The 24,747-nt window shown below is 51.6% G+C and carries 23 protein-coding genes, 6 tRNA genes, 1 rRNA gene and 1 pseudogene; 2 read left to right on the forward strand and 29 right to left on the reverse strand.

The features are described 5' to 3' along the window. Nucleotides 1–14: 14 nt before the first annotated feature. The 19 genes from trxB to K7P76_RS25755 form a co-directional block, all read right to left on the reverse strand. Entirely contained in the window at nucleotides 15–968 is a 954-nt protein-coding gene (gene trxB / locus K7P76_RS25665) for a thioredoxin-disulfide reductase (RefSeq protein ID WP_232188815.1), read from the reverse strand. 38 nt (nucleotides 969–1,006) lie between these two features. Continuing rightward, on the reverse strand, nucleotides 1,007–2,737 hold the full coding sequence (locus K7P76_RS25670; protein ID WP_232188825.1) for a tetratricopeptide repeat protein: 1,731 nt from the start codon (nucleotides 2,735–2,737) through the stop codon (nucleotides 1,007–1,009). 206 nt (nucleotides 2,738–2,943) lie between these two features. Beyond that, nucleotides 2,944–3,897 (reverse strand): ribose-phosphate diphosphokinase, encoded by a 954-nt coding sequence (locus tag K7P76_RS25675; protein WP_232188827.1) that lies wholly within the window; start codon nucleotides 3,895–3,897, stop codon nucleotides 2,944–2,946. A gap of 219 nt (nucleotides 3,898–4,116) precedes the next feature. Next, nucleotides 4,117–4,803: a bifunctional phosphoribosyl-AMP cyclohydrolase/phosphoribosyl-ATP diphosphatase HisIE gene (gene hisIE / locus K7P76_RS25680; protein WP_232188829.1), complete on the reverse strand. Its 687-nt coding sequence runs from the start codon at nucleotides 4,801–4,803 to the stop codon at nucleotides 4,117–4,119. Then, a complete protein-coding gene (hisF, locus tag K7P76_RS25685; protein ID WP_232188832.1) occupies nucleotides 4,800–5,558 on the reverse strand; it encodes an imidazole glycerol phosphate synthase subunit HisF in 759 nt (252 codons plus the stop codon). Before hisF ends, hisIE begins: the two co-directional genes overlap by 4 nt. 55 nt (nucleotides 5,559–5,613) lie before the next feature. Continuing rightward, nucleotides 5,614–6,345: a 1-(5-phosphoribosyl)-5-[(5-phosphoribosylamino)methylideneamino]imidazole-4-carboxamide isomerase gene (hisA, locus tag K7P76_RS25690; RefSeq protein WP_232188834.1), complete on the reverse strand. Its 732-nt coding sequence runs from the start codon at nucleotides 6,343–6,345 to the stop codon at nucleotides 5,614–5,616. 357 nt (nucleotides 6,346–6,702) lie between these two features. Beyond that, nucleotides 6,703–7,311: an imidazole glycerol phosphate synthase subunit HisH gene (gene hisH / locus K7P76_RS25695; RefSeq protein WP_232188837.1), complete on the reverse strand. Its 609-nt coding sequence runs from the start codon at nucleotides 7,309–7,311 to the stop codon at nucleotides 6,703–6,705. Continuing rightward, nucleotides 7,312–7,920: an imidazoleglycerol-phosphate dehydratase HisB gene (gene hisB, locus K7P76_RS25700; protein ID WP_232188838.1), complete on the reverse strand. Its 609-nt coding sequence runs from the start codon at nucleotides 7,918–7,920 to the stop codon at nucleotides 7,312–7,314. Then, complete coding sequence (hisD, locus tag K7P76_RS25705) at nucleotides 7,917–9,206, reverse strand: histidinol dehydrogenase (RefSeq protein WP_232188840.1); 1,290 nt, start codon at nucleotides 9,204–9,206, stop codon at nucleotides 7,917–7,919. Before hisD ends, hisB begins: the two co-directional genes overlap by 4 nt. A gap of 189 nt (nucleotides 9,207–9,395) precedes the next feature. Next, nucleotides 9,396–10,004, reverse strand: a complete 609-nt coding sequence (gene hisG / locus K7P76_RS25710; RefSeq protein WP_232188915.1) for an ATP phosphoribosyltransferase — start codon at nucleotides 10,002–10,004, stop codon at nucleotides 9,396–9,398. Between the two features lie 26 nt (nucleotides 10,005–10,030). Next, nucleotides 10,031–11,254 (reverse strand): ATP phosphoribosyltransferase regulatory subunit, encoded by a 1,224-nt coding sequence (locus tag K7P76_RS25715; RefSeq protein ID WP_232188842.1) that lies wholly within the window; start codon nucleotides 11,252–11,254, stop codon nucleotides 10,031–10,033. A gap of 237 nt (nucleotides 11,255–11,491) precedes the next feature. Beyond that, a complete protein-coding gene (locus K7P76_RS25720) occupies nucleotides 11,492–11,965 on the reverse strand; it encodes an acyltransferase (RefSeq protein WP_232188851.1) in 474 nt (157 codons plus the stop codon). After that, entirely contained in the window at nucleotides 11,962–12,630 is a 669-nt protein-coding gene (gene ppaX, locus K7P76_RS25725) for a pyrophosphatase PpaX (RefSeq protein WP_232188853.1), read from the reverse strand. Before ppaX ends, K7P76_RS25720 begins: the two co-directional genes overlap by 4 nt. Further along, complete coding sequence (gene lgt / locus K7P76_RS25730) at nucleotides 12,593–13,630, reverse strand: prolipoprotein diacylglyceryl transferase (RefSeq protein ID WP_232188863.1); 1,038 nt, start codon at nucleotides 13,628–13,630, stop codon at nucleotides 12,593–12,595. Before lgt ends, ppaX begins: the two co-directional genes overlap by 38 nt. 11 nt (nucleotides 13,631–13,641) lie before the next feature. Continuing rightward, complete coding sequence (hprK, locus tag K7P76_RS25735) at nucleotides 13,642–14,574, reverse strand: HPr(Ser) kinase/phosphatase (protein WP_232188865.1); 933 nt, start codon at nucleotides 14,572–14,574, stop codon at nucleotides 13,642–13,644. 127 nt (nucleotides 14,575–14,701) lie between these two features. Further along, the gene (locus K7P76_RS25740) at nucleotides 14,702–15,823 is read right to left on the reverse strand and encodes an ABC transporter ATP-binding protein (protein ID WP_232188866.1); all 1,122 of its coding nucleotides are present in this window, start codon (nucleotides 15,821–15,823) and stop codon (nucleotides 14,702–14,704) included. Between the two features lie 89 nt (nucleotides 15,824–15,912). After that, nucleotides 15,913–17,004, reverse strand: a complete 1,092-nt coding sequence (locus K7P76_RS25745) for a PucR family transcriptional regulator (protein ID WP_232188874.1) — start codon at nucleotides 17,002–17,004, stop codon at nucleotides 15,913–15,915. Between the two features lie 78 nt (nucleotides 17,005–17,082). After that, nucleotides 17,083–18,030: an MraY family glycosyltransferase gene (locus tag K7P76_RS25750; protein WP_232188876.1), complete on the reverse strand. Its 948-nt coding sequence runs from the start codon at nucleotides 18,028–18,030 to the stop codon at nucleotides 17,083–17,085. Between the two features lie 94 nt (nucleotides 18,031–18,124). Beyond that, on the reverse strand, nucleotides 18,125–19,240 hold the full coding sequence (locus tag K7P76_RS25755; RefSeq protein WP_232188878.1) for a helix-turn-helix domain-containing protein: 1,116 nt from the start codon (nucleotides 19,238–19,240) through the stop codon (nucleotides 18,125–18,127). Nucleotides 19,241–19,385: 145 nt separating this feature from the next. Here K7P76_RS25755 and K7P76_RS25760 point away from each other — a divergent pair, with 145 nt between their 5' ends. Beyond that, entirely contained in the window at nucleotides 19,386–19,901 is a 516-nt protein-coding gene (locus K7P76_RS25760; protein WP_232188880.1) for a hypothetical protein, read from the forward strand. A gap of 235 nt (nucleotides 19,902–20,136) precedes the next feature. On the opposite strand, the gene K7P76_RS25765 is transcribed toward K7P76_RS25760, so the two are convergent. The 3 genes from K7P76_RS25765 to K7P76_RS25775 all read right to left on the reverse strand — a co-directional run bounded on the left by K7P76_RS25765 (nucleotide 20,137) and on the right by K7P76_RS25775 (nucleotide 23,361). Next, a complete protein-coding gene (locus K7P76_RS25765) occupies nucleotides 20,137–21,117 on the reverse strand; it encodes an alpha/beta hydrolase (RefSeq protein WP_232188882.1) in 981 nt (326 codons plus the stop codon). Nucleotides 21,118–21,331: 214 nt separating this feature from the next. Continuing rightward, on the reverse strand, nucleotides 21,332–22,690 hold the full coding sequence (locus tag K7P76_RS25770) for a sensor histidine kinase (RefSeq protein ID WP_232188884.1): 1,359 nt from the start codon (nucleotides 22,688–22,690) through the stop codon (nucleotides 21,332–21,334). Further along, on the reverse strand, nucleotides 22,687–23,361 hold the full coding sequence (locus K7P76_RS25775; RefSeq protein ID WP_232188885.1) for a response regulator transcription factor: 675 nt from the start codon (nucleotides 23,359–23,361) through the stop codon (nucleotides 22,687–22,689). Before K7P76_RS25775 ends, K7P76_RS25770 begins: the two co-directional genes overlap by 4 nt. A gap of 377 nt (nucleotides 23,362–23,738) precedes the next feature. Here K7P76_RS25775 and K7P76_RS33865 point away from each other — a divergent pair. Continuing rightward, a pseudogene (locus K7P76_RS33865) lies at nucleotides 23,739–23,879 on the forward strand (transposase); the annotation flags it as partial. Between the two features lie 34 nt (nucleotides 23,880–23,913). On the opposite strand, the gene K7P76_RS25780 reads toward K7P76_RS33865, so the two are convergent. The 7 genes from K7P76_RS25780 to K7P76_RS25810 form a co-directional block, all read right to left on the reverse strand. Then, nucleotides 23,914–23,989, reverse strand: a tRNA-Lys gene (locus tag K7P76_RS25780). A gap of 6 nt (nucleotides 23,990–23,995) precedes the next feature. Next, a tRNA-Tyr gene (locus K7P76_RS25785) sits at nucleotides 23,996–24,079 on the reverse strand. A 35-nt stretch (nucleotides 24,080–24,114) separates the two neighbouring features. Further along, nucleotides 24,115–24,190: transfer RNA gene (locus K7P76_RS25790), tRNA-Phe, on the reverse strand. 19 nt (nucleotides 24,191–24,209) lie between these two features. Then, a tRNA-Asp gene (locus K7P76_RS25795) sits at nucleotides 24,210–24,286 on the reverse strand. A gap of 9 nt (nucleotides 24,287–24,295) precedes the next feature. Further along, a tRNA-Val gene (locus K7P76_RS25800) sits at nucleotides 24,296–24,371 on the reverse strand. A gap of 17 nt (nucleotides 24,372–24,388) precedes the next feature. After that, a tRNA-Met gene (locus tag K7P76_RS25805) sits at nucleotides 24,389–24,465 on the reverse strand. Nucleotides 24,466–24,636: 171 nt separating this feature from the next. Continuing rightward, nucleotides 24,637–24,747: ribosomal RNA gene (locus K7P76_RS25810) — 23S ribosomal RNA — on the reverse strand; the annotation flags it as partial.

The raw sequence follows: 24,747 nt of genomic DNA on the forward strand, positions 1-24,747 counted from the left end.
AATGGTAATAATTGTTACTTAGAAAGCGACTGGCTCCAATCATGCACGGCCGAACCCTCGAGGAATCTCTCGCAATCAAGCGCTGCCATGCATCCGCTGCCGGCTGCCGTAATCGCTTGACGATACTTATGATCCTGCACGTCTCCGCATGCGAACACGCCTGGAACGTTCGTCTCGGTCGTGCCGGGCTTAACGCTAATGTACCCAAGCTCATCCGTATCGATCTGATTATCGAGGAACTTCGTATTCGGCGTATGCCCGATCGCTACGAACAAGCCTTGGGTTTCGATAATCTCTTCTTCCCCCGTCGTATTGTTGCGGACCTTCAGCCCCGTTACGCCGTTATCTCCGGCAATGACTTCAACGGGGGTTTTATTTAAGCCCCAGAGGATTTTGTTGTTCTCGCGCGCGCGGTCTTGCATGATCTTGGAAGCTCTCATCTCGTCGCGGCGATGCACAAGCGTGACTTCCGAAGCGAAACGCGACAAGAAGTTAGCTTCCTCCATCGCGGAATCTCCGCCGCCAACGACGATGATTTTCTTGCCGCGGAAGAAAAATCCGTCGCACGTTGCACATGTGCTCACGCCGCGTCCGATATTGTCCTTCTCGCCTGGTATGCCGATATACTTGGCGGAAGCTCCGGTGGAAATGATCAGCGTTTCCGCCTGCAACGTCTCCCCGCCTTCAAGCGTAAGCGTGAACGGCCGCTTCGACATATCCACCTTGTTGATCCAGCCCGTGCGGAACTCCGCACCGAAACGTTCTGCTTGCTTGCGCATATTGGTCATGAGATCCGGGCCCATGATTCCTTCGGGAAATCCCGGGAAGTTCTCGACTTCAGTCGTTGTCGTCAATTGACCCCCCGGCTCCGGGCCTTCGATCACGAGCGGGGACAAATTCGCCCGCGCTAAATAGATGGCCGCCGTAAGTCCGGCAGGTCCCGTTCCGATAACAATCGTTTTGTGCATGATTTCTTCCTCCTAAGCGCATCGTCAAGCGTGCCATTTTAATGAAAAGACGGGGTCGTTAAATCCAGTTTCTCCCGAATGCCGCAAGCTTCGTCAATTCGATTCGCATATCGGCTGATGCTCGCTTGAGAGACGCCGTAACGGCTGACTAAATCCGCGTAGGTTACGGTTCTTCGGTGCATCTTGGCGGTCCAATATTCCAATGCCGCTGCCCAGCCCGTCGATTTGTGGAGTTTAGGCACCTCCGGGTACACCCGGGATAAATAATCCACCCACAACGTCATCATGTCGTGCTGCTGAACGACGTCGTACCGACCCGACATGCCTTCGAGCGCCTGCTCGAGCACGGCTTGCCAAGCGCTATCCCACACCGGAAGCTTAGCCGACTTCCGTCTGGCTTCTAAGGTTAACGTCCGTCCGCTGAATATGACGGTTAACGAATCTTGCACGCCGATGGAACGCAGCACGAGAACGGCAACCCGCTTTAATTCATCATCTTCGTCCGCATCGATCAGGAAAGCTTTCAAGGCTTCAATGACTTCTTCGTCGGCTACGAGGCCTAATGCCTGTATGACCTGGACTTTCGTACGCCGGTCTCCATGGCGAAGCGCCCAGAAAAACGACGAACGGATAAGCGGGTCGCGTTTCAACGCTTCCGTCACTTGCCCCGGACTATGCTCCCATTCCCGGAACTGCTCCTCGAAAGGGAGATGGTAGTGGTAATGCGTCGGCGGATTCTCTTCTCCCGTGCGCACCTTCTCCAGCCTTCGCAAATAAAACGCCGGTACCGGAGATTCTGTATCCAGTCGCTCGGCCTGCTGCCAATGCTTCTGAGCATCGTCGTACCGCAGCAGATTCGTGGCGGCAACGGCAGCAAAATGATGCAGGCTCGGTTCCCCCGCGAGCTCCCCCGTCCGCAGAAGCCGACGAAAATGATTGTATGCTTCACGATGCTCCCCGACAATGCCGAGCGTTGTCGCCATTTTGAATACATGCTCGGGATGGAAGGGCACCGTTTTGTTCAGCTTCTCAATCAATGACCTCAGAGGTCCATCCTGATTGGAATGCTGATAAAAAATCGCAAGATTGCACAGCGCATGCAGATTTCCGGGTTCGGCATCAAGCACTTCGGTTATGGTAGCGACCGATTTCTCGAATAGCCCCATATAGTAGTATGCCAGCCCCAAGTTATTCCTTGCCGCCAGAAAGTCGGGCTCGCGCCCTATAATTTCTTCCAGCATTTTGACCGCTTCCGCGAAGCGTCCCGCTTCCAGCATTTCGCGGGCTTTGTCATGCGCATATATATTTTCTTTTGCTTTAATCGTTACAAGCTTCGTCGGTCGGTTGAGCTCATAATTGAGAAGGTCAAGCAGCTCGTCCGACTCGTCCAGAAATTGCCCATCCAAATCGTTCTCCAAATACCGGACAAGTGCTTCTTCCGCAGCCTCGTATAATTCCATGTTGGCGTAGTTGTTGGCGAGGTAATAGTAACATTCCGTCATCGCCGGGTCGATCTGGTCCAGCACGGAACGAAGAATGACGTTCGATTCCTCGTAACGCCCCATCTCCGACAGGATTCCGGCCATGTTACAATGATTAACCGGATTTTCCGGTTCGTACTCAACCGCCCTGCGAAAATATTTCAATGCCTTGTCGTAGTGGTAACGATCCAGCGACTGCACGGCCCGTTCAAAGAAGAAGGTAGCGTCCAGACGCATCGGGATCACTTTGGGACGACGGTTTTTAGCCGCACGTTTCCGCTGACTCATCGGCAAGGCACCTCCTAGTTGTTCTGGAACTCCATCAACCACGATTATAACACACCAGAGCCGTCCATAAAATAAAAACGCCCAACTACGACGGCTCGCCGTCCTTGGGGCTGGTTTATACGTCTGCTGGACAATAGAAAAGAAGAACCATCAACAAATGCCGAGCATTCGATAATGGTTCCTATTATTGTTATGATTCCCGCTTCTTAAATCCCTGCGTTCTTAAAGAGCGTGCTGATCGAGCCGCCCTCCATAATAATGCGCGTTGCTTCCGCTAACATCGGCGCAACGGTAATGACCTTGAAGCGCGAAGACCGGTCTTCCGGCAACAGGATGGAGTCGGTAACGACCACTTCCTTGATATTCGGATGATCGAGCCGTTGAAGAGCGGGACCCGAGAACAGCGGATGGGTTGCGCACACATATACGTCTTCCGCGCCGCGTTCCTTTAAACTTTCCACGACGTTCACGATCGTCGTTCCGGTGTCGATCATGTCCTCGATGATGATCGGCGTGCAACCCTCGACATCCCCGATAACATGGGTGATGACCGATTCATTATGCGCCGGGCGTTTCTTGATCATGATCGCGAATGCGCAATCCATTTGGTTCGCCAGCTTCTCAGCCGTCGAAGCGCGGCCCGCATCAGGCGAGACGACTACTGGATTGCGAATATCCTTCGATTTCAGATAGTCGCTGATTAAGTCCAGAGCAGTCAGATGGTCTACCGGAATATTGAAGAAGCCTTGTATCGCTGGGGCGTGCAGATCAATCGTGACGATTCGATGAGCGCCTACCGTCGTCAAAACGTCGGCTACCATCTTCGCGGAAATAGGCTCGCGCGGAGCTGCTTTCCGTTCTTGCCGCGCGTACCCGTAATAAGGCAGCACAACGTTGATGGTACGGGCGGAAGCCCTCTTGGCAGCGTCAATCATGACCAGCAACTCAACGAAATAGTCATTGATTGGATGCGATAACGATTGAACAATGAAGACATCGCAATTGCGAATCGTCTCCTCGAAGTGAACGTACACTTCGCCGCTCTTGAAACGGGAAAGCTTAATTTTCCCTAGCGGCAATCCGAGGTGCTCGGCAATCTTGCCAGCCAATAACGGATTCGATGATCCCGAAAAGATACGAAGCTTGCTGCTGCTGTACATGAGCCCCTCCAAATTCGGCAATTCGACATCCACGTGTCGAAAACCGTCAGTCAACCTACATTATACATGAGTACGGCTAGATTTCAAAAAGGTTTCATGACCCGTTTGCGCCGCTCAAATGTTGCCAATTGCTTGTATCCGACGTTTTTCAACATCGTTTGCGCGTCCATGCTTTTTTGACCGATTTTAACGAGATGATGGGCGTCAGAACCGTACAGCCTAATCTTTCTTTACCGGCTTCCGATGCCGATATTCCAACTCCTCCAGCACACCGTCGAATGGAACCCCTTGCTCCCGCAGCAACACCAACAGGTGGAAAATAAGGTCAGCCGATTCGCAGCGCAACTCATCCCTGTCGCGGTTCTTGGCGGCGATAATCACTTCCGCGGTTTCTTCCCCGACTTTCTTGAGGATTTTGTCTACGCCTTTCTCGAACAGATAGGTCGTATAGGCACCTTCCGGACGTTCCGCGTCCCTATTGGCGATCGTTGCTTCCAGACGGCTCAGCGGACCGAAGCGATCTTCATGGGCTTGTTGCGACGGTCCTGTTGCGGCTTGCCCGTTCACCTCAGCCTCCCGGTAGAAGCAGCTATAAGCTCCCGTATGGCATGCGGGACCGTTCTGCCGTACTTTCACCAGCAGAGTGTCGCCATCGCAGTCGTAATGCAGCGAGACGATTTGCTGGGTGTGGCCGCTAGTCGCGCCTTTGTTCCACAGCTCGTTGCGGGAACGGCTCCAGAACCAGGTTTGTCCGCTCTCGAGCGACTTTTGAAGCGATTCTTTGTTCATATAGGCAAGCATCAACACTTCTTTGCTGAGGGCATCCTGCACTATGGCGGGAACGAGCCCGTCCGCGCTCCAAGTAATTTGGCCCAACAATTGCGCCGTCGATTCGCTCTGTGTCATCGTACGTTCACTCCTTTGTCGCGCAGCGTGTTTTTGACTTCCTGCACCGATACTTCTTTATAGTGGAAAATGCTTGCGGCAAGCGCCGCATCAGCGTTCGCATCCGCGAATACGTCAGCGAAATGCTGGGCATTGCCCGCTCCGCCCGATGCGATGACGGGAATGCCGACGCTGTTAGATACCGCCCGGGTCAATGCGATGTCAAAGCCATCCTTCGTTCCGTCCGCATCCATGCTAGTCAGCAGCAATTCCCCTGCTCCCCGGCGTTCCGCTTCTTGCGCCCAAGCAAGCGCGCGAATGCCCGTCCCATTGCGGCCGCCGTGGGTGAACACTTCCCACTCGCCCCACTCCGCGTTAAACTTCGCATCGATGGCAACGACGATACACTGTGCTCCGAAAGTCCGCGAGCCGTCCGTAATAAGGTCCGGATTGCGGATCGCCGCCGTGTTAATGCCGATCTTGTCCGCACCGGCCCGCAGCAATCGCTTCATGTCTTCGACAGCGGATATTCCTCCGCCAACCGTAAAGGGAATCGTGATCTCCCCCGCCGTCCTGCGAACGACGTCCACCATAGTCGCCCGGCCTTCCACCGATGCCGATATGTCCAGGAAAACCAGCTCATCCGCGCCTTCACGGTCATAGATGGCAGCCAGTTCCACCGGGTCCCCGGCATCGCGCAAATTCACAAAATTAACGCCCTTCACCACCCGACCGTCTTTCACGTCGAGGCAAGGGATTATCCGTTTGGCTAGCATAAGGGTTGGTCCCTTCCTTCTTTGTTCTTCGCGTTCTCGCACGGACTAACTGAGTTTATTTGAACTTGTGTACCGCGTCAGCCAAGCTAATGCTGCCCGTATATAATGCTTTGCCTACTATGGCTCCGCCGATGCCTTCTTCGGCATGAACCGCGAGATTGTCGAGATCCGCAGGCTTGCTTACGCCGCCGGATGCGATGACCGAACGGCCTGATACCCGCGCGAGCGATAAAATAGCCTCCACGTTAGGTCCGCCCATCATCCCGTCACGGGAAATATCGGTGAAGATAAACGTCTGCGCGCCTTCAGCAGCCAACTCTACGGCAAGATCTTCCGCTTTGACTTCGGAAGTTTCTAGCCAGCCTCTCGTCGCTACAAGACCATTCCGCGCATCGATTCCAATAGCAATTGCCGCACCGTACTTGTTCAAAACGCGCTTAACGAACGCCCGATCTTCGATTGCTGCCGTGCCCAGAATAACTCGGGAAACGCCAAGTCCGAGCAACCGTTCCACGTCTTCGTCCTTGCGCAAGCCGCCGCCGACTTGTACCGGTACGTCGACAGCTTTGGCAATTCGCCCAATCAGTTCGTCGTTGACGGGGTGACCAGCTTTGGCCCCATCCAAATCCACAAGGTGAATCCATTGTCCTCCTTGAGCTTCCCAGTCGCGAGCAGCCGCAACAGGGTCTTCGTTGTATACCGTTTCTTGGTTATAATCGCCTTGGATTAAGCGGACGCATTTGCCGCCGCGAATATCAATCGCAGGGTAGATGACAAACTTGGACATTCTCGTATGACCTCCGTGTATAACTGTTTGTTTCCTAGGCGGAAAAAGGTGGAATAAGGTGGATTAAGGTGGATTACTGCAGACGCAAGATTCTAGGATCCCCTGCAACGTGTCGTCACGCAATAACTGCGGTTGTACAGTTAATTCCCCCGAAAGTCTGCAAAATATCGAATTAGCTGCAAAAGTACAGTTAACCGCCCCCCGGTAAAGCACCGTTCGCGCTAATTCCCGTTATTACATGTACTTTTGCATCTAATCCCGAACAACCGCAAAATCAGCTCTTAACTTACTGTATTTTTGCAGTTATTTAGCGCTTCGGGGCTCCAGAGTCTCGGAGATTCGCGTCGAACATCAGAATTACCGAGAACCCGCCAACCCGACGAACCGCTCAAGCAGCGCCATGCCCAGCTTGCCGCTTTTTTCCGGATGAAACTGCATTCCGAATAGCGACCCCCGGCCGACGATTGCGGTAACCGGTTGGTAATAGTCCGTCACGGCGAGCAAATCCGAGCTCTGCTCCGGCAGCGCATGATAGGAATGAACGAAATAAACGTGGCCCGGCTCGACTCCCTCGAACAGCGGGCTTGGCTGAACGAATGACAGCTCGTTCCAACCCATATGCGGAACCTTGTAGTTCCCTTGGAAACGAACGACCCGCCCAGGCAGCAAATCCAAACCTTGATGAACGCCATGCTCTTCGCTTTCCGTGAACAGCAATTGCATGCCCAAACAAATACCAAGCAAAGGTTTACCCGAAGCGGCATAGGCTTTGACCGTATCCGCGAGCCCTGTTTCCCGAAGGTTGGCCATCGCGTCGCCGAAAGCGCCGACGCCAGGCAGGATCGCGCCGTCCGCAGCCAGAATCTGATCAGGATCGGATGTTACGACCATATCGCAGCCTAGTCGCTCTACGGCTTTGCTGACGCTGTGCAGATTTCCCATGCCGTAGTCGATAATAGCGATCACTTACAACACCCCTTTGGTAGAAGGCACGCCCTTCACGCGAGGGTCGATCGAAGTCGCTTCGTCGATGGCGCGTCCAAGCGCTTTGAACACGGCTTCGATCATATGGTGCGTATTGCGCCCATAGTGCACGATGACGTGCAGCGTGATCCGTGCTTCAAGCGCAAGTTTCCACAAAAATTCGTGTACGAGCTCAACCGAGAAGCTCCCGACGGTCGCGGAAGGAAATTCGGCGCGCAGTTCAAAGTGCGGACGATTGCTCACATCGATAATGACTTGCGCAAGCGCCTCGTCCATCGGAACGAATACGCTCGCATACCTCTTAATTCCGGCTTTATCGCCGAGCGCTTCACGAAGAACTTGCCCTAGACAAATACCGATATCCTCTACCGTATGGTGATCATCGATATCCACGTCTCCGCGAGCTTCTACTTTCAAATCGAATTGCCCATGCTTAGCAAACAGGTCCAGCATGTGGTTTAAGAAAGGCACGTCCGTCTCAATAGATACAGCTCCAGATCCATCTACGCCAAGCGACAACTGAATATCCGTTTCGTTCGTCTTACGGGACACTGCCGCGCTGCGGCCTGATTTTACTTGCTCTTCGCTCATTCTGTTTCCCTGCCTTCCAATCGGATTTCCACCGCGCGGGCGTGACCTTCCAGCCCTTCATGGCGGGCAAGCGTTGCGATCCCTGCCGCGTCTCTTAACAAAGCTTTCTTGCTATATCGGATCAAACTGGATTTCTTCAGAAAATCGTCCACACTCAGCGGCGAGGAAAATCGAGCAGTCCCATTCGTCGGCAAAATGTGGTTCGGCCCGGCAAAATAATCGCCTACCGGTTCGGAGCAGTAAGGACCAAGGAAGATGGCACCCGCCGTCTCGATCCGTCCTAGTAGATCAAGCGGATCCTCCGTCATCACTTCCAGATGCTCCGGCGCCAGCTTGTTCACGACATCCAGTCCTTCGTCCAGGCTGTCCACGATCAAGATCGCGCCGTATTGCTCCAGCGAGCGCCGAGCAATATCAACCCGCGGCAGCGTAGCCACCTGCCGCTCAAGCTCCGCCGCGACCGCGTCGGCAAGCCCCTGCGACGGCGTCACCAGCACCGCCGACGCCATCTCGTCGTGCTCCGCTTGCGACAGCATATCCGCGGCAATATACCGCGGATCCGCGCTGTCATCCGCCAGCACGACAATCTCGCTCGGGCCCGCGATGCTGTCGATGTCGACCGCGCCGAACACGGCGCGTTTCGCCAGCGCCACGTAGATGTTGCCGGGCCCGCAAATCTTGTCGACGGCGGGGATGCTCGCCGTCCCATAAGCCAGCGCAGCTACCGCCTGCGCACCGCCGACCCGGTACATCTCCGTCACGCCCGCTTCCGCGGCCGCTACCAGAATGTACGGGTCGATGCCTTCCCGCCCCCCGGTCGACGGGGGCGTAACTAACACGATCTCCGGCACGCCGGCCACCTTCGCCGGAAGCACGTTCATCAGCACCGACGAAGGGTACGCCGCTTTGCCGCCGGGCACGTATAGCCCGACCCGCTTCAGCGGTCTGAGCACCATGCCTAACATCGTGCCATCCTCCGCAACGTCGATCCAAGTTCCGCGTTTCTGCTTCTCATGAAACGCCGTAATATTCGCCGCCGCTTGACGAAGCGCAGTTAGAAACTCGGGTTCCACATGCGCATATGCCCCTTGGATTTCCTCTTCCGTAACCCGCAGCCGCTCCGGCGTCAACGTTACTTTATCGAATGCCGCAGTATAGCGCAGAAGCGCATCGTCACCTTCCCGGCGTATCGCGTCCACGATTTCCTTGACTGCCGCATTCTGCTCCGGTGAACCGTATTCGCTTTCCCGCTCTAGCCGAAAGTTCGCCGCTTTTCCAATATACAAGCTTAATCCCTCCTACCCACAACAATCAATTAAACTCATTTGCACCTGAGTCAATTCTAACCCTTCGATTGGCCATCAACTGCTCGGTGCGTGTAACAATCAAAATGACCGTTACCGAACCCTTACAACGAATATTCGCTGCTATTACGACCCTTTTAACCGTTACAGCTAAACCTCAAGCCGCCTCCCTCAAACCCTAGCCGAAATAGCGACTCCCAGCCGATCGCACAACTCTTGAATCGCAATATTTTTCAACCTGTAGCTCACTCGGTTGGCAATGAGCCGACTCGTTACCTGAAACAACGTCTCCATCTCCACCAGGCCGTTCTCCTTCAGCGTCTGCCCGGTTTCCACCATATCGACGATCCGGTCGGCCAAGCCGATCAGCGGCGCCAGCTCGATCGATCCGTTAAGCTTGATCACTTCCACCTGCTGGCCTTGCTCCCGGAAGTACTGAGAAGCTACGCTCGGATATTTCGTCGCTACCCGCGGATGAATGGCGGGTTTCCAGTCCGGCAGCCCGATAACCGACATCCGGCATTTGGCGATTCCCAAATCCAGCAGCTCGTACACGTCTTTATTTTCTTCCATCAGCACGTCTTTGCCGACGATCCCGATATCCGCTACGCCATATTCGACGTAGGTAGGCACATCGACCGGTTTCGCCATGATGAATTCCATGTTCGCTTCGGGTACCGGAATAATTAACCGCCGGGAGTCATCGAAATCTTCCGGAATCGGAAGGCCCGCTTGCCGGAACAGCTTGCTTGCCTGCTTGTAAATGCGCCCTTTGGGCATGGCAACCTTCAACACGCCGTTGTCCGTCACGCCAACTCCCCCTTATCCGTGCCGATTTCCGCCAAAGCATGATATAACGTGCCCCGATAAGTGAAACTGCCCGTAAGCGCCGAGAGCCTCGCAGCCGCCAGCTCCTGCGCGTTATCGGATGAGAATACTTCGGTCACGACCGCTTGGCCAAGCGCCCGACGTCGATCCGCATCCGCTAGCGCGGAACGACGCTGCGACGGATCATACACGACAAGCACTCGATCCCGCTCATCCGCGACCTCTTCCACAACCTCGAGAATTCGGGTTGTTTTCAAAGCAAAACCCGTCGCATGCGCAGGCCGCCCGAACTGGGCAAGCAGGTTATCATACCGCCCGCCGCTGCATACCGGGAAACCCAGATGAGAGGCATAACCTTCGAAAGTCATTCCCGTATAGTAGGAAAAGTCCCCGATCATCGTCAGATCGATCAATACGTGCTCCTGTATACCGTAAGCGGCCAGAACGTCCCATACTGCGCAAAGATGCTTGATTGCCGCTTGGGCACCCGCGTTTGCGCTTAGCTCTAAGGCCTGAGCGCACACTTCCTCGCCCCCGCGAAGCCGCAAAATACCTTCAAGCTCCCGCTGCCAATTCGCATCAAGGGACAGCTTACGGATAAAATCCCGGTAGCCTACATGATCGCGCTGCAACAAGCACGCTTTCAACGCTTCCTGCTCGCTTGTCAGTCCAGGCAAAGTTTCCTCGAACAAACCGTTTAGGAAGCCGACATGGCCCATCGCGATCTTGAAAGAAGGCACCCCGGCAGCCTTCAAAGAAGCAATCGCCAGCGCGATGACTTCCGCATCCGCCTCGGGCGATGAATCGCCGACCAACTCGACGCCGGTTTGGTAAAACTCCGCTTCCCGGCCCCCCTCTTCTTCGAAAGCCCGGAACACGTTGCCGTGATAGCTAAGCCGAATCGGAAAAGGCTCATCCTTAAGCAGCGATCCGACCACCCTCGCGATCGGAGTCGTCATATCCGGACGCAGAACGATCGTCGTCCCGCGTTGGTTGAGCAGCTTAAACAGTTTTCGGTCGGATGTGGCGCTAGCCGCTCCTACCGTATCGTAATATTCGATTGTCGGCGTCATAATTTGCTCGTATCCCCACAGACGCATGCACTCTAGAACGCTGCGTTCAATGCGGCGCAGCTTAGTGACCGCATGAGGAAGATAATCTTTGACGCCCGTCGGTTTCTCGAATACTTTAGGTTTCGTCATTCTCGCGTGCCCTCATCTCTATCTCACAATTCACGATCATTTACTTTAATGCGTTAAAGCACTACCAAGTTACCATGCTGCCAAAATAAAGAGTTTAGTCGTATATTACCACGCCGCTCCCCCTCAGTCAATCCTGCATCTATGAAGTTTCACCAGTATGACAAAAGCCGCCCGGCGCCCTTTGAGGCAACCAAGCGGCCTATCCATTCCCAACCTGCGTGACACCGGCATTTCCCGTCAAAGCTCTCTTAAAGGGTTTCCACCCACTCGTGCGCCCGGCGCAACATCCTTATGAACGACCGATCCGGCAGCGACGACGGCTCCGTCGCCTATCGTTACTCCCGGCAAAATCGTGACGTTTGCCCCGATCATGACACCCGATCCGATTCGGATATCCCCCAAACGATATTCCTTGATTAGGTATTCATGAGTAAGCAGCGTGGAGTTGTATCCGATGATCGAATTGTCGCCTATCGTGATCCGCTCCGGAAAAAAGACGTCCACCATTACCATGAGCGCGAACGCCGTATGGCGTCCGACTTTCATGCCGAGGACACGTCTATAGATCCAATTTTTCACGGGCAAACTCGGGCAATACCGCGCTATCTGAATGAACACGAAGTTACGAACCGCTTTGAAGCGCGATATCGTCCGGTACATTTGCCAAAGCGCGTTCGGTCCTTCTACCGGATACCGCTCCACGTTCCTCAAGCGTCGACACCCTCAATTCCGCATAGGGCAAGAAGTTCATTCATTTCGCGCAACACATGTTTCGCTCCGGATTTGAACAAATACTCTTCCCCTTTTAATGACCAAGCAACCCCTATGGGCACTGCGCCTGCAGCAATCGCGGATTCCATATCCACGGAGCTGTCGCCGACCATCAGCGTCTCCTCTGGATCCGAGCCTAATGCCTGAATCGCCTTCGTTACCGGTTCCGGATGCGGCTTCGCATGCTCTACGTCGTCTAGGGTCACGATCGTTCCCATGCTTTCTTGAAGACCCAGAAGCTCCAAAGCTCTTAGTGTCGTCGCACGCATCTTCGTCGTAACGATTCCGAGCTTGATTCCCGCGTTACGCAACTTAGGGACAACCTCGGCTACTCCGGGAAACAGCGATACCATTTCGTCATGCCGAAGGTGATTGTACTCCCGGTAAGCTTCCGTGAGTTGGTCCACGTTCTCCAAACCGGAGAAATGCTGAAGCTGCGACTTCAATGTCTGTCCCATGTAAGGGATGATGTGCTCCCTCGTTAACCCTTCGGGAGAGACCCCGCGAAGCGCATGGAAAAAGGATTGGATAATCAATTCGTTCGTATCGATTATCGTCCCATCCAAATCAAACAGGACGGTTGTGATCTTCCTTCTCTGCGTCATTCTTGGTTGTCTCCGTTTCCTCTTGCACGGCTTCTGTTTGTTGCGGAATTACGATATCGCTCTCACTGACGCCTGCGGCCCGCTTATGGTTAATAAGCGGATCGTTATACCGTTCTTTGGCCCAGCCGAATTGGCGGCGCACGACGATGAATACGATACCCGCGATTACGAGAATCAAGGCCAGCAACTGCGAGCTGCGAATATTCCCTTCGGCCGGGTTCAAGTAACCCTGTTCGAAAGCGGTTGTCATCGGCGACCAAAGCGCATCGATCAGTTTCGCAAGCCAGGCAGGACCTTGGAAGGCCAAGCTATCCGTGCGAAGCGCCTCGATGAAAAATCTTCCGATCGAATACCAGATCAAGTAAGTAAACAAGAGCTCTCCCGCGCGCAGGGACTTCAGGCGGCGAATAACGAAAAGGATGATCAAGCCGAGCAAGCTCCATAACGATTCATACAGGAACGTCGGGTGATGGTATACGCCGTTTACGTTCATTTGATTTACGATGAAAGTCGGGATATGTAACGTATCGCTTAGAAAAGACCGCTCCACCGGGCCGCCGTAAGCTTCTTGGTTGATAAAGTTTCCCCAACGGCCGATCATTTGGCCAATCAAGAGCGATGGAACGCATATATCGACGATACGCAAGTAATTGAAGCCTTTGGCACGGATATAGAAGTACCCGCATAGGAATGCTCCGATCAATGCACCGTAGATAGCGATGCCGCCGTTCCATATCTGAATGATTTCCCCAAGATGATCTTTGTAATATCCCCATTTGAAAGCTACGTAATATAACCTGGCGGCAATGATCGACGATGGCACGCCATAAAGCATTAAATCCAGAAAAAAGTCGGGGCTTAATCCGAAACGTTTGCCTTCCTGAACTGCGATCAGCAGTCCCGCCAACGCCGCCAGCCCTAAGGTGATGCCATACCAGTGCACCGTCAAAGGCCCAAGCGTAAACGCAATCGGATCCAAGAGTAAAGGGAACATGGTCATCCTCCGTTAATTTATTCGTAATCGTCCTCTGAAATCGCCTCGGTCAATTTATTCGTAAATTGCAAGGCCGCGTTGTATCCCATCCGTTTCAGACGGAAATTCATCGCCGCAACTTCCAATATAACTGCCAAGTTTCGTCCTGGACGAACCGGAACGGTTAACAACGGCACTTCCGTTTCGATAATCTTGGTCGTCTCTTCATCCAACCCTAGACGGTCGTATTGTTTATCCTGCTGCCAGTTTTCAAGCTTTACGACTAAGCTAATGCTTGTCTGATTGCGGACAGCGCCCGCTCCGAACAATGTCATTACGTTCAAGATGCCAAGGCCGCGAATTTCCAGCAAGTGGCGAATCAAATCAGGCGCGGTTCCGAATAAATTATTGTCGGACGTCTGGCGAATTTCCACCGCGTCGTCGGCAATCAGCCGGTGGCCTCTCTTGACGAGCTCCAGTGCGGTTTCACTCTTCCCGATTCCGCTTCCCCCGGTAATGAGCATCCCTACTCCGTAGACATCCACTAATACGCCGTGAATGGTCGCCGAAGGAGCAAGCTTCTTCTCCAGGAAATTCGTAATTCGGCTAAGCAGAATCGTAGTCGCTACAGAGCTTCTAAGCACCGGAAAGTGCCGTTCGTTAGCGATTTCAATTAGCTCGCTCGGAATGTCTTGTCCCCGCGTAATGATAATACAAGGCGTCTCCTCATGGCATAAGCGCTCCATGCGATCGCGCCGCTCTTCCGTCGTTAACGTCTCCAGAAACGCAAGTTCGGTCCGTCCGAGCATCTGTGCCCGGTCCGCCGGGTAATAATTGAAATAGCCTGCCATCTCGAGGCCGGGCCTATTCAAGTCGTCCGTTACGATTGTTCGACGCAATCCATCTTCTCCGGCGACAATTTCGAGGTGAAATTGCTGCACGAGCTCAGATACTTTCACTTTTTTAGCCATCGTACAGCTCCTTTTCCTTATTTCCCCTTCTCATCGTAACGAAAAAAAACCCACAAATCAATTAGAGGTTTATAGATGAAGAAAACCGCCCGGCCATCGGCCGAACGGTTTCCGCTTAAATCATATATTAGCTTTCGAAAATGTTAAGTTCGGAGTCTTTGTCGAAACAGTGAATTTTGTTCATGTCGAGCGCGAGTTTCACGTTTTGGTTCTCGCGAAGGCCGGAACGACCGTCGACACGAGCGATTACATTGTCTTTGCCAAGACCGTTCAAGTAGAGGAACATCTCGTGACCGAGGTTCTCGGATACTTCAATGGTTGCATTAACAACGCTGTTCGGAGAAGCTTCGATGAATACCGGCTCTTCGTGCAAATCTTCCGGACGAACGCCGAGAATGATTTCACGACCGATGTAACCCTTGCCGCGCAGCGCTTTCGCTTTGCCTTCAGGAATTTCAACGTTAAAGCCTGTAGCGCGGAAACGAACGGATCCGCCGTCTTCTACCAGTTGGCCAGTGATGAAGTTCATCGACGGAGCACCGATGAAGCCAGCAACGAACAGGTTAACCGGGTGGTTGTATAGAATTTCAGGAGTTGCGGATTGTTGAATGAAGCCGTCTTTCATAACTACGATACGATCGCCCATTGTCATTGCTTCCGTTTGGTCATGGGTTACGTAGATACAAGTTGTTTCTAGACGTTTCATCAATTTACTGATGTTAGCGCGCATTTGCGTACGCAATTTAGCATCCAAGTTGGAAAGAGGCTCATCCATCAAGAAAACTTGCGGTTCCCGAACGATAGCGCGACCCAAGGCAACACGTTGGCGTTGGCCCCCGGAAAGAGCTTTCGGTTTACGCTCGAGCAAGTGCTCGATTTCAAGAGTACGAGCAGCTTCGCGTACGCGGCGATCGATTTCGTCCTTGCGGAATTTACGCAATTTCAAACCGAATGCCATGTTCTGGTACACGTTCATATGAGGATACAAGGCGTAGGATTGGAACACCATTGCGATGTCTCGATCTTTCGGCGCTACGTCGTTCACTACGCGGTCGCCGATATACAGCTTGCCTTCGGAAATTTCTTCAAGACCTGCGATCATACGCAGCGTGGTCGACTTACCGCAACCGGAAGGACCAACGAGAACGAGGAATTCTTTATCTTGGATATCCAAGTTAAAGTCGGTTACCGATGCTTTGTCGGTGCCTGCATATTTTTTCCACACATTTTCTAAGCGAACGCCTGCCATGATATTTCCCCCTAAACTTCGTTTGAAGGTACAACATTATCTTACCTTAGACTCGTGCCAAATGACTATGCACAAAGCGTACAAAAAATTCATTTCCTTTTCGTGACTTTGTACAATAGCAATAATATCCGAACTAATACCGCGTCATTAAACGAACGTACGTCCAAGCCCGCTTCGTGTTTGATTTTATCTAATCTGTATAATAATGTATTGCGATGAATATATAATTTTTTGGCAGTTTCGCTGACATTGCAATCCATCGAGAAAAAAGCGTCCAGCGTCGATACCGTCTCCGAATCCGTGAACAAATCGGGCCTGCCCATCATTTCCTCGACAAAACGCGATCTCACCATCTCCGGTATGCCGCTGAGCAGCCTCTCCAGATGAACGAGCCAAGGTAAATGAATTTGCATCCCGACATGGAATTTGCGACCGAGAAATATCGTCTCCCGCAGCGTTCCGACAATGCGAACGACGCTTTCGGACGGAACAATCGGCTCTCCTACCGCGATGTGGCACTCTCCGCCCCATTCACCGGTAATTAATTGATGGAGGCCTTCCGCCAAAGTGGACAAAACTTCTTTAGTCTCCTCATGCCCCAGCACTTCATCTCCATCGCTATCCGCTTCCGTTAATACTCTATCGCTGCTTAGAATAAGCCACTCATGCTCCCGGAGAGGAATGAGCAAAGTTTCATCCGAAATAAAGGAGCGGATCGTTTTCTCCAATTCGCCGTACGCCGGCTCCTTTTCTTCGCCTTGCTCGCACAAGAGCAGAAAGGGGACCATACCATCAAACAAACGATTGCGAAGCTCCATCCGATCCGGAACCTCCGCGCGCCATTCGCCCGCTGTAACCGATTGCTGAATCCATTCCCCAAGACGTCTCGCTTGCCGCTCCAAATCCGATGCGCCCGATATCGGACGAGTTCCGCCTTGCTGAATCGCCCACCCTAACAGCTGCATCTCGAGCGGCGTCAAGACGGCCGTCATTTCAATGCATTGCAGCTCCGAACCGTTCACGCGCGTGACCATCCAGCACACCTTCTTCAGTTGAAGGGCATCTCCAACCTCCGGGTGCTTTTTGCCGCCTTCACGTTCCCACTCGGCTCCCGTTACTACCTTAGACACGACAGACGCATTCAAAAGTTGCCCCAATTGCTGCAGCCTAGTTTTATTCATCGTTGAAGCCCCTTGTCCGCGTAGATAAACGTTATATGCGTAATTGTACCATAATTGATACATCCAAGGGACGGATACTCAGCGCAGCACCAATAAGACAACGATGGAGAGCAGGGAGAATACGGCAGCTATCAAATAAAGGAAGGACACCGTTTGTACCTGGGTAAGCCCCCATTTCATCAAGCTGTGATGAGTATGAAGGTTATCCGCGCGATGCAAGCCTTTGCCTTCAAGCAGCCTGCGCGCCAAGACGATGGCGGTATCCAGTATCGGTACGCCCAGCGCCAACATCGGAACCGACAAGGATAAGAGGGTCGCCCCCTTTAGCGTCCCGTCAATTGCCGTTACCGCGAGCGTATAGCCAAGGAAAGTCGCGCCCGCGTCTCCCATGAAAATACGCGCTGGATGGAAGTTATAGGCCAAGAAAGCCAGACATGAACCCGCTAAAGCAACGGCCACTATTGCCGTATCCGCATGATTGGCGATTAGGGATGCCGCGAACAGAGTTAAGGCGGAAATGACGCATACGCCTGAAGCCAACCCGTCTATTCCGTCAATGAAATTGAGCATGTTAATAAGCGCGAACACCCAGATCACCGTAAAAAATGCAGCTACCGGCGGGGAAAATAAAATCATGGCCGATGTAGTGGGAGAAGAAATGCCTTGTATCGAAATCCCTTGCCACACGGGAATTATAGCAACGGCTATGTATACGAGCAGCCTTGGCCACACCGGGAACTCCATGCTCCTCGACTTATAAGCGTCGTCCGCCAATCCGATGCCAACGAGCGCAATTCCGCCTAATAGAAGCGCTCGAAATAGCGAAGGGTGGCCCATGAACAGGAAGGACGTCACCATGACGCCAGCAAATATAGCCACTCCCCCGGATAAAGGGACTGGCTCATCGTGGATTTTCCGTTTGGTCGGCCGATCCACGAACCCCACGCGAATAGCGACGTTCCGGACAAAGGGCACGAGTAGAATAACGACTGCGAACGCGAACGCCAAAGCGTATAAATAGATCATGGCCATTCCTCCGGTGATGCGGTTTCTACTTAACATTCCCCCACCATCATCGGTCACATACCCAATTTTTCTCTCGTTGGAGAGCCTTTTTCTTTTATAACAGCTTTCGGTATTGCGCGGGAGAAACCCCGACGTACTTTTTGAATTGCTTATAGAAATGCGCCGTATCCCAATAACCTACAGCTTCGGAAATGTCGTGCGTTTTCATGGAGGTGTTTTTCATAAGCTCCAGCGCTTTCTCGACACGGTATCGGTTCAAGTAGTCCGAGAACGTTTGATTCATTTCTTTCTGGAACAGTTGCCCTAAATAAACCGGATGGACCCGATAGGTTTGCCCCAACGTCTTAAGCGAAAAATCCTCGCGGTAAGAAGTATGGACAAATTCGACGATTTGCCGGATGACAGGGCTTTGCTCCTGCCTGCCGCTCAACGCTTGCGAAACTTCTTCGGCGATAAACCGCACATGGCTTTTCAATTGCTCCAGCGAAGTCGATCGAAAAACTTGATTCATGATGTCGTGATACGCATGGGAAATAATCTGGAAACGCTTGAAATCCTTCAGCAGCCCTTTCATTTGAATGATCATCTCGACGGCGGCATTGCGGAGCTCGGAGGGCTTAATCCCCCCGATTTGCGAGAAAGCTTCGAAATCGTCATCGATCTGCTTGAATATCGCTTCTTCATCGTGAGCGAGCAGCAAACGGGCGTACTTTTCCGGTTCGGTCAGCAACGTGTCTTTTTTTTCGGAAGTGGAAGTGACGCTATCGTAAATCAAAAGCCGCTCATTTGGAAAAAGAAGCGCGTAATCCAGCGTCAGCAGGGCATTCTGATAACTCGTCGGAGCTTGCTCGAAACTCGCTTCGAAGGAGCCTACGGCCGTGAAAAGCCGAAACCCCAATCGGTCCTCCAACTGATCTCCAAGCTGCGTGAGATGATGACGGATTCGCGTTTTGGCCTCCTCAGACGTTTCCCCCATCCCCATAATCAGCACGAGTTGATCGTCTATGTCTTGAAAGCATAGGAACGGAACCCCATTCCGTGCCATATAGCTAGAGGCCTGCTCCCGCACGGAAAAGGGTTCAGCGGACAGAGTTGCCCTCTTATCCGGATCGCACTTAAGGATTGCCGCAACGACGGCCGGTTCGTTCAAGCGGAGCTGCAAAAAATCGGAACGGATTTTCCACTGTTCTTTGCTGATTCGGTCCGTCATCCACCGGTATAAAATATTGTCCTTAAGCAGCTCGATTTGATCCTTCGCGGCGAAGACCGGCGCGACTCTGCTTGCTACCGGTCCGCTCGGGATCGACGCCTATTGGCGGCCGAAGGATCGGCTCGCGAATCAGCTAGGTCCGCGCATGCTGACCAACGTGCTTAGGGAAGAAGCGCTGAATATTGGCGGTTCGGTCATCCCGGTTTCCTTCGGCGATCGGCGAATCGCCGAAGTGTTCAAGGAGGTTCCTTCTGATGGACAGGTCGGCGCGGCTGCTCTTGTCGACATGCAATTGGAGGGCGGCGGCCGTTTAGTCTGGAGCCCGCTGCCCCTAGAGCTGAACGAGCGGATCGAACCGCTTGCGAGGCTATACGAGTACGTACTTGGCGTTGCAGGTTACAGCCGCGAGCTCGAATGGATCTCAGGAGGCGGCTTGCCAGGGGTGTATGGTCGTTTACTTCGCTTCAAGGACGGCGCACTGTTCGTTTTCGTATCTGAGTACGCGGTCGATGCTAACATCGAGGTTAGAGATACGCGGTCTGGAAAGCGCTATTCCTTCCTCTTGGCGCAAGAACGCTCCGTGCTTTTCGCGGTAAACGCTGAAGGCAGCCTGCTGTCTGTGTACCGTCCGCATGAAACGATCGTGCACATCGACGAATGACTTGAAGTCTTGCGGCATACCATCTCGCACGAAGGGAATAACGCTTCACGTTAAACGAATACGTCTGAAAATATACTCTCTATGGTTAAACAAAAAATGCTGTCCCATAACACGACGAAGATGTACTCCTAATGACGTCAATATGAACTGAATATGAACGGGCGCAAAAAAATGCTGCAGCATCGCATGTAAGGAAGCTTGCAAGGGATGCTGCAGCATGGCGTTTTGTCTTTTCTTATTTTACTTCTTCCATAAACATCCTAAAGTTTTCAACGATTTCTTTTGATCGGGTATGGTGTAAATAATGCTCTCCTTCTAATTTAATTACTTTACCATGTGCAGAATCTTTTACTTGTCCTTCATGCAGAGGTATCCATCCTTCAACATCTGTATTATTCGTTTGTATAAATAAAATAAGGGGAAGGTTTTTTGGGAATGCTAAGTTTTGTGCTGCTGTAAAATTAGAATTAAAATTTTCCATTTCATTCACGGTGCTAGGATTATACATGTTTTTGCGAGTAAGAATTCTCATTTGTTCTTTTGTTTCATCATCAAATGGTAGTCCAGCATAGGGGTCAGCACTTAGTTTCATTACCAATCTGGCGAAACCTGACTTTTTGAGTAGTTTAAAAGTTCCGATTGGAAATTCAGCATCCATACCGCCTTGCGTCGGAACGCTGCTGTCGATCCCGACAAACGCACTCACTTCGTTCTCATATTTATTCACGTAATCTAGTCCGTAAATGCCTGCAATGGAGTGACCCATTAGAATATATCGGTCAATATTAAGACTTTGTAAGGCTTCATGAATTTCACTCACAATATTCGCTGTGCTTCGTTCCTTTTCGGTTCCATCGCTTAATCCATAACCAAAAGGCTCAACCACGACGACTTTGTAAAATGGTGATAGCTCTTCTACTAATGGCTTAAAATCTAGTGCTGGTGCTGCTGTTCCATAACCAGGTAGCAGCACTACTGTTTCTTCGCCTTGTCCTTGAATCAAAACATTCATATTTTTTCCATCTACAGGTACTAATTGACCATAGGATTGTATTTTTCCTTGCTCTGATTTGTTGCAGACTATATTAACGATATAAACAACGGCTAGAAAAAGTCCTAATGCAATAATTACCGCTACTATTATTTTAAGCAGAATCTTTAGTATTTTATTTGTTCTCGAACCCTTCCTTATTTTCATTTCCTCTTTTGGTTTCATTCTCATCTTCTCCTGTCATCATCTGTTTATTGGGCTGCCTTACGGGTCGTTAAGGAAAGCTTATACGATGAAGATGTACTCCTCGTGACGACAATATGAACGGAGTATGAACAAGCAAAAAAATGCTGCGACGTCACCTGCAAGGAAGCTTGCAAATGAGCCGTAGCATGGAGAACGCGGCGTAGACAATCCGATTTGTACCCTATGTATCTAACTATTCCGTTGGCGTTGTGATTGGCAAGGTGACAATGAAGGTCGTTCCACGACCGGGTTCGCTTTCCACTCGGATGTCGCCTTGATGAAGCGATACGATCTGTTTAACGATTGCGAGTCCCATACCGCTACCGTCATACTTACGACTGTGGGAACGATCTGCCTTAAAAAACCGCTCGAATATTTGCTTCTGATCTTCAGGCGAAATGCCAATACCAGCGTCGGATACTCGGACTGTCACATTTCTGTTATCTTGTTTGATGCTGACGTTAATAACTCCGCCATCCGTAGAAAATTTGATGCTATTGCCAAGTAAATTAGTCCATACCTGATTTAACAGGTCGTGATCAGCCGTTAGGGTAACGGTCGGCAAATTGAGCTCGAAACGGATGTTGCGAGCCGACCATTGCGGCTGGATCGCGACGATGACTCGTCTAATCTGTTCATCAAGACGTAGTGTTCCCAGGCGCATCTGCTGTGACTGCGATTCAAGCAAACTCAGCTTTAGCAGACTATCGCTCATCTTGGACATCCGCTCCGCTTCGGCGATGATAATGTCGAGATAACGGCTTCGCTCATTATCCGCGATGTCTACTTTCTTGAGCGCTATAGCATAACCGGATATCGAGGTGAGCGGCGACTGAACTTCATGCGACACGTTGGCAACAAAGTCCCGCCGCATCTGTTCAAGTTGTTGCAGATCGTGCATCATTTCCTCGAAGCTGCGGGCTAACGTTCCCAGCTCGCTCTTTTGTTTAATATTCAGCTTGACGTTGAAGTCCCCAGCTGCAATCCGCTTTGTCGCTTCGGTCAGCTCCTTGAGCGGTCTTACCAGGAATATAGCGGCAATCAGAATCAATAAACTTCCTGCTAACAACGAATACGCCACAAAGTTCAATACCCATGTAATGAGAAAAGAAGAGGAAGGGGTAAGCGGCACCACAAACATCGCTTTCGTTCCTGTTTCCGTTTGCAACGGCAAACCTAGGAGACTAAGTTCAGTTACAGTCGTATTGACTTCAACGACTTCTCCATCTAGTACTCTCTTTATTTGTTCCTTAGTCACAGTGGAGTGTCCTTTAAGCACTCCGTAAGACTGGAACTGGCCCGTTTCATCGTAAATTCGAATATGATAAGAATTGAGCTGCTTCATTCCACTCACATACGAGTCCGCTTCCTGCAGCGGAAATGTTTCGTAAATACGGACGATGTCCTGGCCGAAATCACGCAAAGTGACTTTTGAGTTCTCGTTCAATTGATCATTAAATAACCAAGTTGCCACAAAAAAAGCAATGACAGTGCCCCCGATCACGGAGACTAGAAATGTCAGGACGACGCGTGTATATAAAGATCTTATCACTCGTACACCTCAAGCCGGTAGCCAAGCCCACGCACCGTTTCGATACGAAAATCGGGTGTAGTCGCGAACCGTTCGCGCAGGCGTTTAATATGTACGTCTATCGTTCGATCATCTCCAGCGTAATCGATCCCCCAAATTTGATCGATCAACTGCTCGCGCGTATAAATTTGTCCGGGCGTTCCAGCGAGCTTATAGAGTAGTTCGAACTCCTTAAGCGGCAGCGTGAACGATTCCGTCCCTCTCGTCACCTTATAAGTCTGCCGATCAAGGATAACGTTGCCGAATCGAATAGCCTGCGTCGAACCGATCCGGTATCGTTTCAGTAATGCCCTAACCCGAACCGTCAGCTCCAATGGATCGAACGGCTTCGTCAAATAATCGTCCGTCCCGAATTGGAACCCTTTCACTTTCTCCCATGTTTCGCCTCGCGCTGTCAGCATGAGCAACGGAAGATCGGGATTGCTTCGCCGAAGCTCTCGGCATAACGTCCAGCCATCCATAATCGGCATCATAATATCGAGCACGACAAGGTCGACGGGCGTCGAGTTATAGACGTCCAGAGCTTCCTTACCGTCCGCGGCTTCGACTGTTTCTAATCCGTCGTTGCGTAGAAACAAACAGACGAGATCGCGAATGTTCGCATCGTCGTCAGCAACCAGTATAGTAGGCATTCGTTCCCTCTTCCCCTTGTTTTCCATCCCATTTAGTAGTAACCATTATACTATAAATTAGATTTGAGCCGTATTCGATCACCGTTAGTTTACATTCATTTCGTTGTTTTATACGGCGTAGTAGGAGAAGGAGTATCCAAACAGTTCAGGTTGGAATCGTGAAATCTGACTAGGTAAACTCGTAACAAGGAGATTTCACGATTCCAAAGGCAAACGCTGTCGCTCCTACAGAAGATACACCCCCTCTTTTTTCATCGATTAAAGCAAAATAAGCCCATAAGAACGCAAAAAGAAACCGTTCTTTGGTAAAATGGAGGTGCCACCCAACCATTTACGAAAGGAACGATTTCTTTGTACATTCAATATACCATGGACCAGCCGTGAATCGGCTGAGCGACGACATTTTCACCTCTGCCTATCCAGGTGGAGGCCGAGACAGCTACCATCCCAAGATGCTTACCAAGGTTATCATCTACGCTTATACCCAGCACATTTATCTTTCTTATATGTTAAACAAAAACAGACGCTTGCGCGTCTGGGTGGTTGTTCGAGTGGTGAGCCATGAAGGACTCGAACCTTCGACACCCTGATTAAAAGTCAGGTGCTCTACCAACTGAGCTAATGGCTCGAAAACTGGTGGAGGATGATGGATTTGAACCACCGAACCCGAAGGAAGAGATTTACAGTCTCCCGCGTTTGGCCACTTCGCTAATCCTCCACATTACAAGCCGGTCTGGTAAACCGGATAAAAAATGGTGGCTCGAGACGGAATCGAACCGCCGACACGAGGATTTTCAGTCCTCTGCTCTACCAGCTGAGCTATCGAGCCATACTTCTTGGAAAAATAATGGCGGAGCTGACGGGATTCGAACCCGCGGTCTCCTGCGTGACAGGCAGGCATGTTGGGCCACTACACCACAGCTCCGTACTATTATGGTGGAGGCTGACGGGATCGAACCGCCGACCCTCTGCTTGTAAGGCAGATGCTCTCCCAGCTGAGCTAAGCCTCCATAATGAAAAGGGGGTATGGTAGCGGCGAAGGGATTCGAACCCCCGACCCTCCGGGTATGAACCGAATGCTCTAGCCAACTGAGCTACACCGCCACACTTACTTACGTGATTCGACTTACAATCGAACCGTTCAAACAACAAATAAAGACTCAAGGCTTGCGCCTTGAAAACTGGATGCGAAACAAAGCGTTGGTCGACACCACACTTACGTGTGGGTCTGCTTCGGAAGAAGGTGAGTATCAATTGTATTACGTGTCTATTCGTTAGGATAAGCCCTCGACCGATTAGTACTCGTCAGCTGCACACGTTACCGCGCTTCCACCCCGAGCCTATCAACCTGGTGTTCTTCCAGGGGTCTTACGAATTGGGAAATCT

This window comes from Cohnella silvisoli (assembly GCF_021190915.1).
In the GTDB taxonomy this organism is placed as follows: domain Bacteria; phylum Bacillota; class Bacilli; order Paenibacillales; family Paenibacillaceae; genus Cohnella; species Cohnella silvisoli.

What these genes read in the sequence shown, in the direction of transcription:
- ppaX (WP_232188853.1), bottom strand. Translation starts at nt 12,630, where the DNA reads ATGACGCAGAGAAGGAAGATCACAACCGTCCTGTTTGATTTGGATGGG.
- hisF (WP_232188832.1), bottom strand. Translation starts at nt 5,558, where the DNA reads ATGCTAGCCAAACGGATAATCCCTTGCCTCGACGTGAAAGACGGTCGG.
- hisB (WP_232188838.1), bottom strand. Translation starts at nt 7,920, where the DNA reads ATGAGCGAAGAGCAAGTAAAATCAGGCCGCAGCGCGGCAGTGTCCCGT.
- K7P76_RS25760 (WP_232188880.1), top strand. Translation starts at nt 19,386, where the DNA reads ATGCTGACCAACGTGCTTAGGGAAGAAGCGCTGAATATTGGCGGTTCG.
- K7P76_RS25750 (WP_232188876.1), bottom strand. Translation starts at nt 18,030, where the DNA reads ATGATCTATTTATACGCTTTGGCGTTCGCGTTCGCAGTCGTTATTCTA.
- K7P76_RS25740 (WP_232188866.1), bottom strand. Translation starts at nt 15,823, where the DNA reads ATGGCAGGCGTTCGCTTAGAAAATGTGTGGAAAAAATATGCAGGCACC.
- K7P76_RS25745 (WP_232188874.1), bottom strand. Translation starts at nt 17,004, where the DNA reads ATGAATAAAACTAGGCTGCAGCAATTGGGGCAACTTTTGAATGCGTCT.
- K7P76_RS25715 (WP_232188842.1), bottom strand. Translation starts at nt 11,254, where the DNA reads ATGACGAAACCTAAAGTATTCGAGAAACCGACGGGCGTCAAAGATTAT.
- K7P76_RS25775 (WP_232188885.1), bottom strand. Translation starts at nt 23,361, where the DNA reads ATGCCTACTATACTGGTTGCTGACGACGATGCGAACATTCGCGATCTC.
- hisA (WP_232188834.1), bottom strand. Translation starts at nt 6,345, where the DNA reads ATGTCCAAGTTTGTCATCTACCCTGCGATTGATATTCGCGGCGGCAAA.
- K7P76_RS25755 (WP_232188878.1), bottom strand. Translation starts at nt 19,240, where the DNA reads ATGACGGACCGAATCAGCAAAGAACAGTGGAAAATCCGTTCCGATTTT.
- hprK (WP_232188865.1), bottom strand. Translation starts at nt 14,574, where the DNA reads ATGGCTAAAAAAGTGAAAGTATCTGAGCTCGTGCAGCAATTTCACCTC.
- K7P76_RS25670 (WP_232188825.1), bottom strand. Translation starts at nt 2,737, where the DNA reads ATGAGTCAGCGGAAACGTGCGGCTAAAAACCGTCGTCCCAAAGTGATC.
- trxB (WP_232188815.1), bottom strand. Translation starts at nt 968, where the DNA reads ATGCACAAAACGATTGTTATCGGAACGGGACCTGCCGGACTTACGGCG.
- lgt (WP_232188863.1), bottom strand. Translation starts at nt 13,630, where the DNA reads ATGACCATGTTCCCTTTACTCTTGGATCCGATTGCGTTTACGCTTGGG.
- K7P76_RS25675 (WP_232188827.1), bottom strand. Translation starts at nt 3,897, where the DNA reads ATGTACAGCAGCAGCAAGCTTCGTATCTTTTCGGGATCATCGAATCCG.
- K7P76_RS25765 (WP_232188882.1), bottom strand. Translation starts at nt 21,117, where the DNA reads ATGAAACCAAAAGAGGAAATGAAAATAAGGAAGGGTTCGAGAACAAAT.
- hisIE (WP_232188829.1), bottom strand. Translation starts at nt 4,803, where the DNA reads ATGACACAGAGCGAATCGACGGCGCAATTGTTGGGCCAAATTACTTGG.
- hisG (WP_232188915.1), bottom strand. Translation starts at nt 10,004, where the DNA reads ATGCCCAAAGGGCGCATTTACAAGCAGGCAAGCAAGCTGTTCCGGCAA.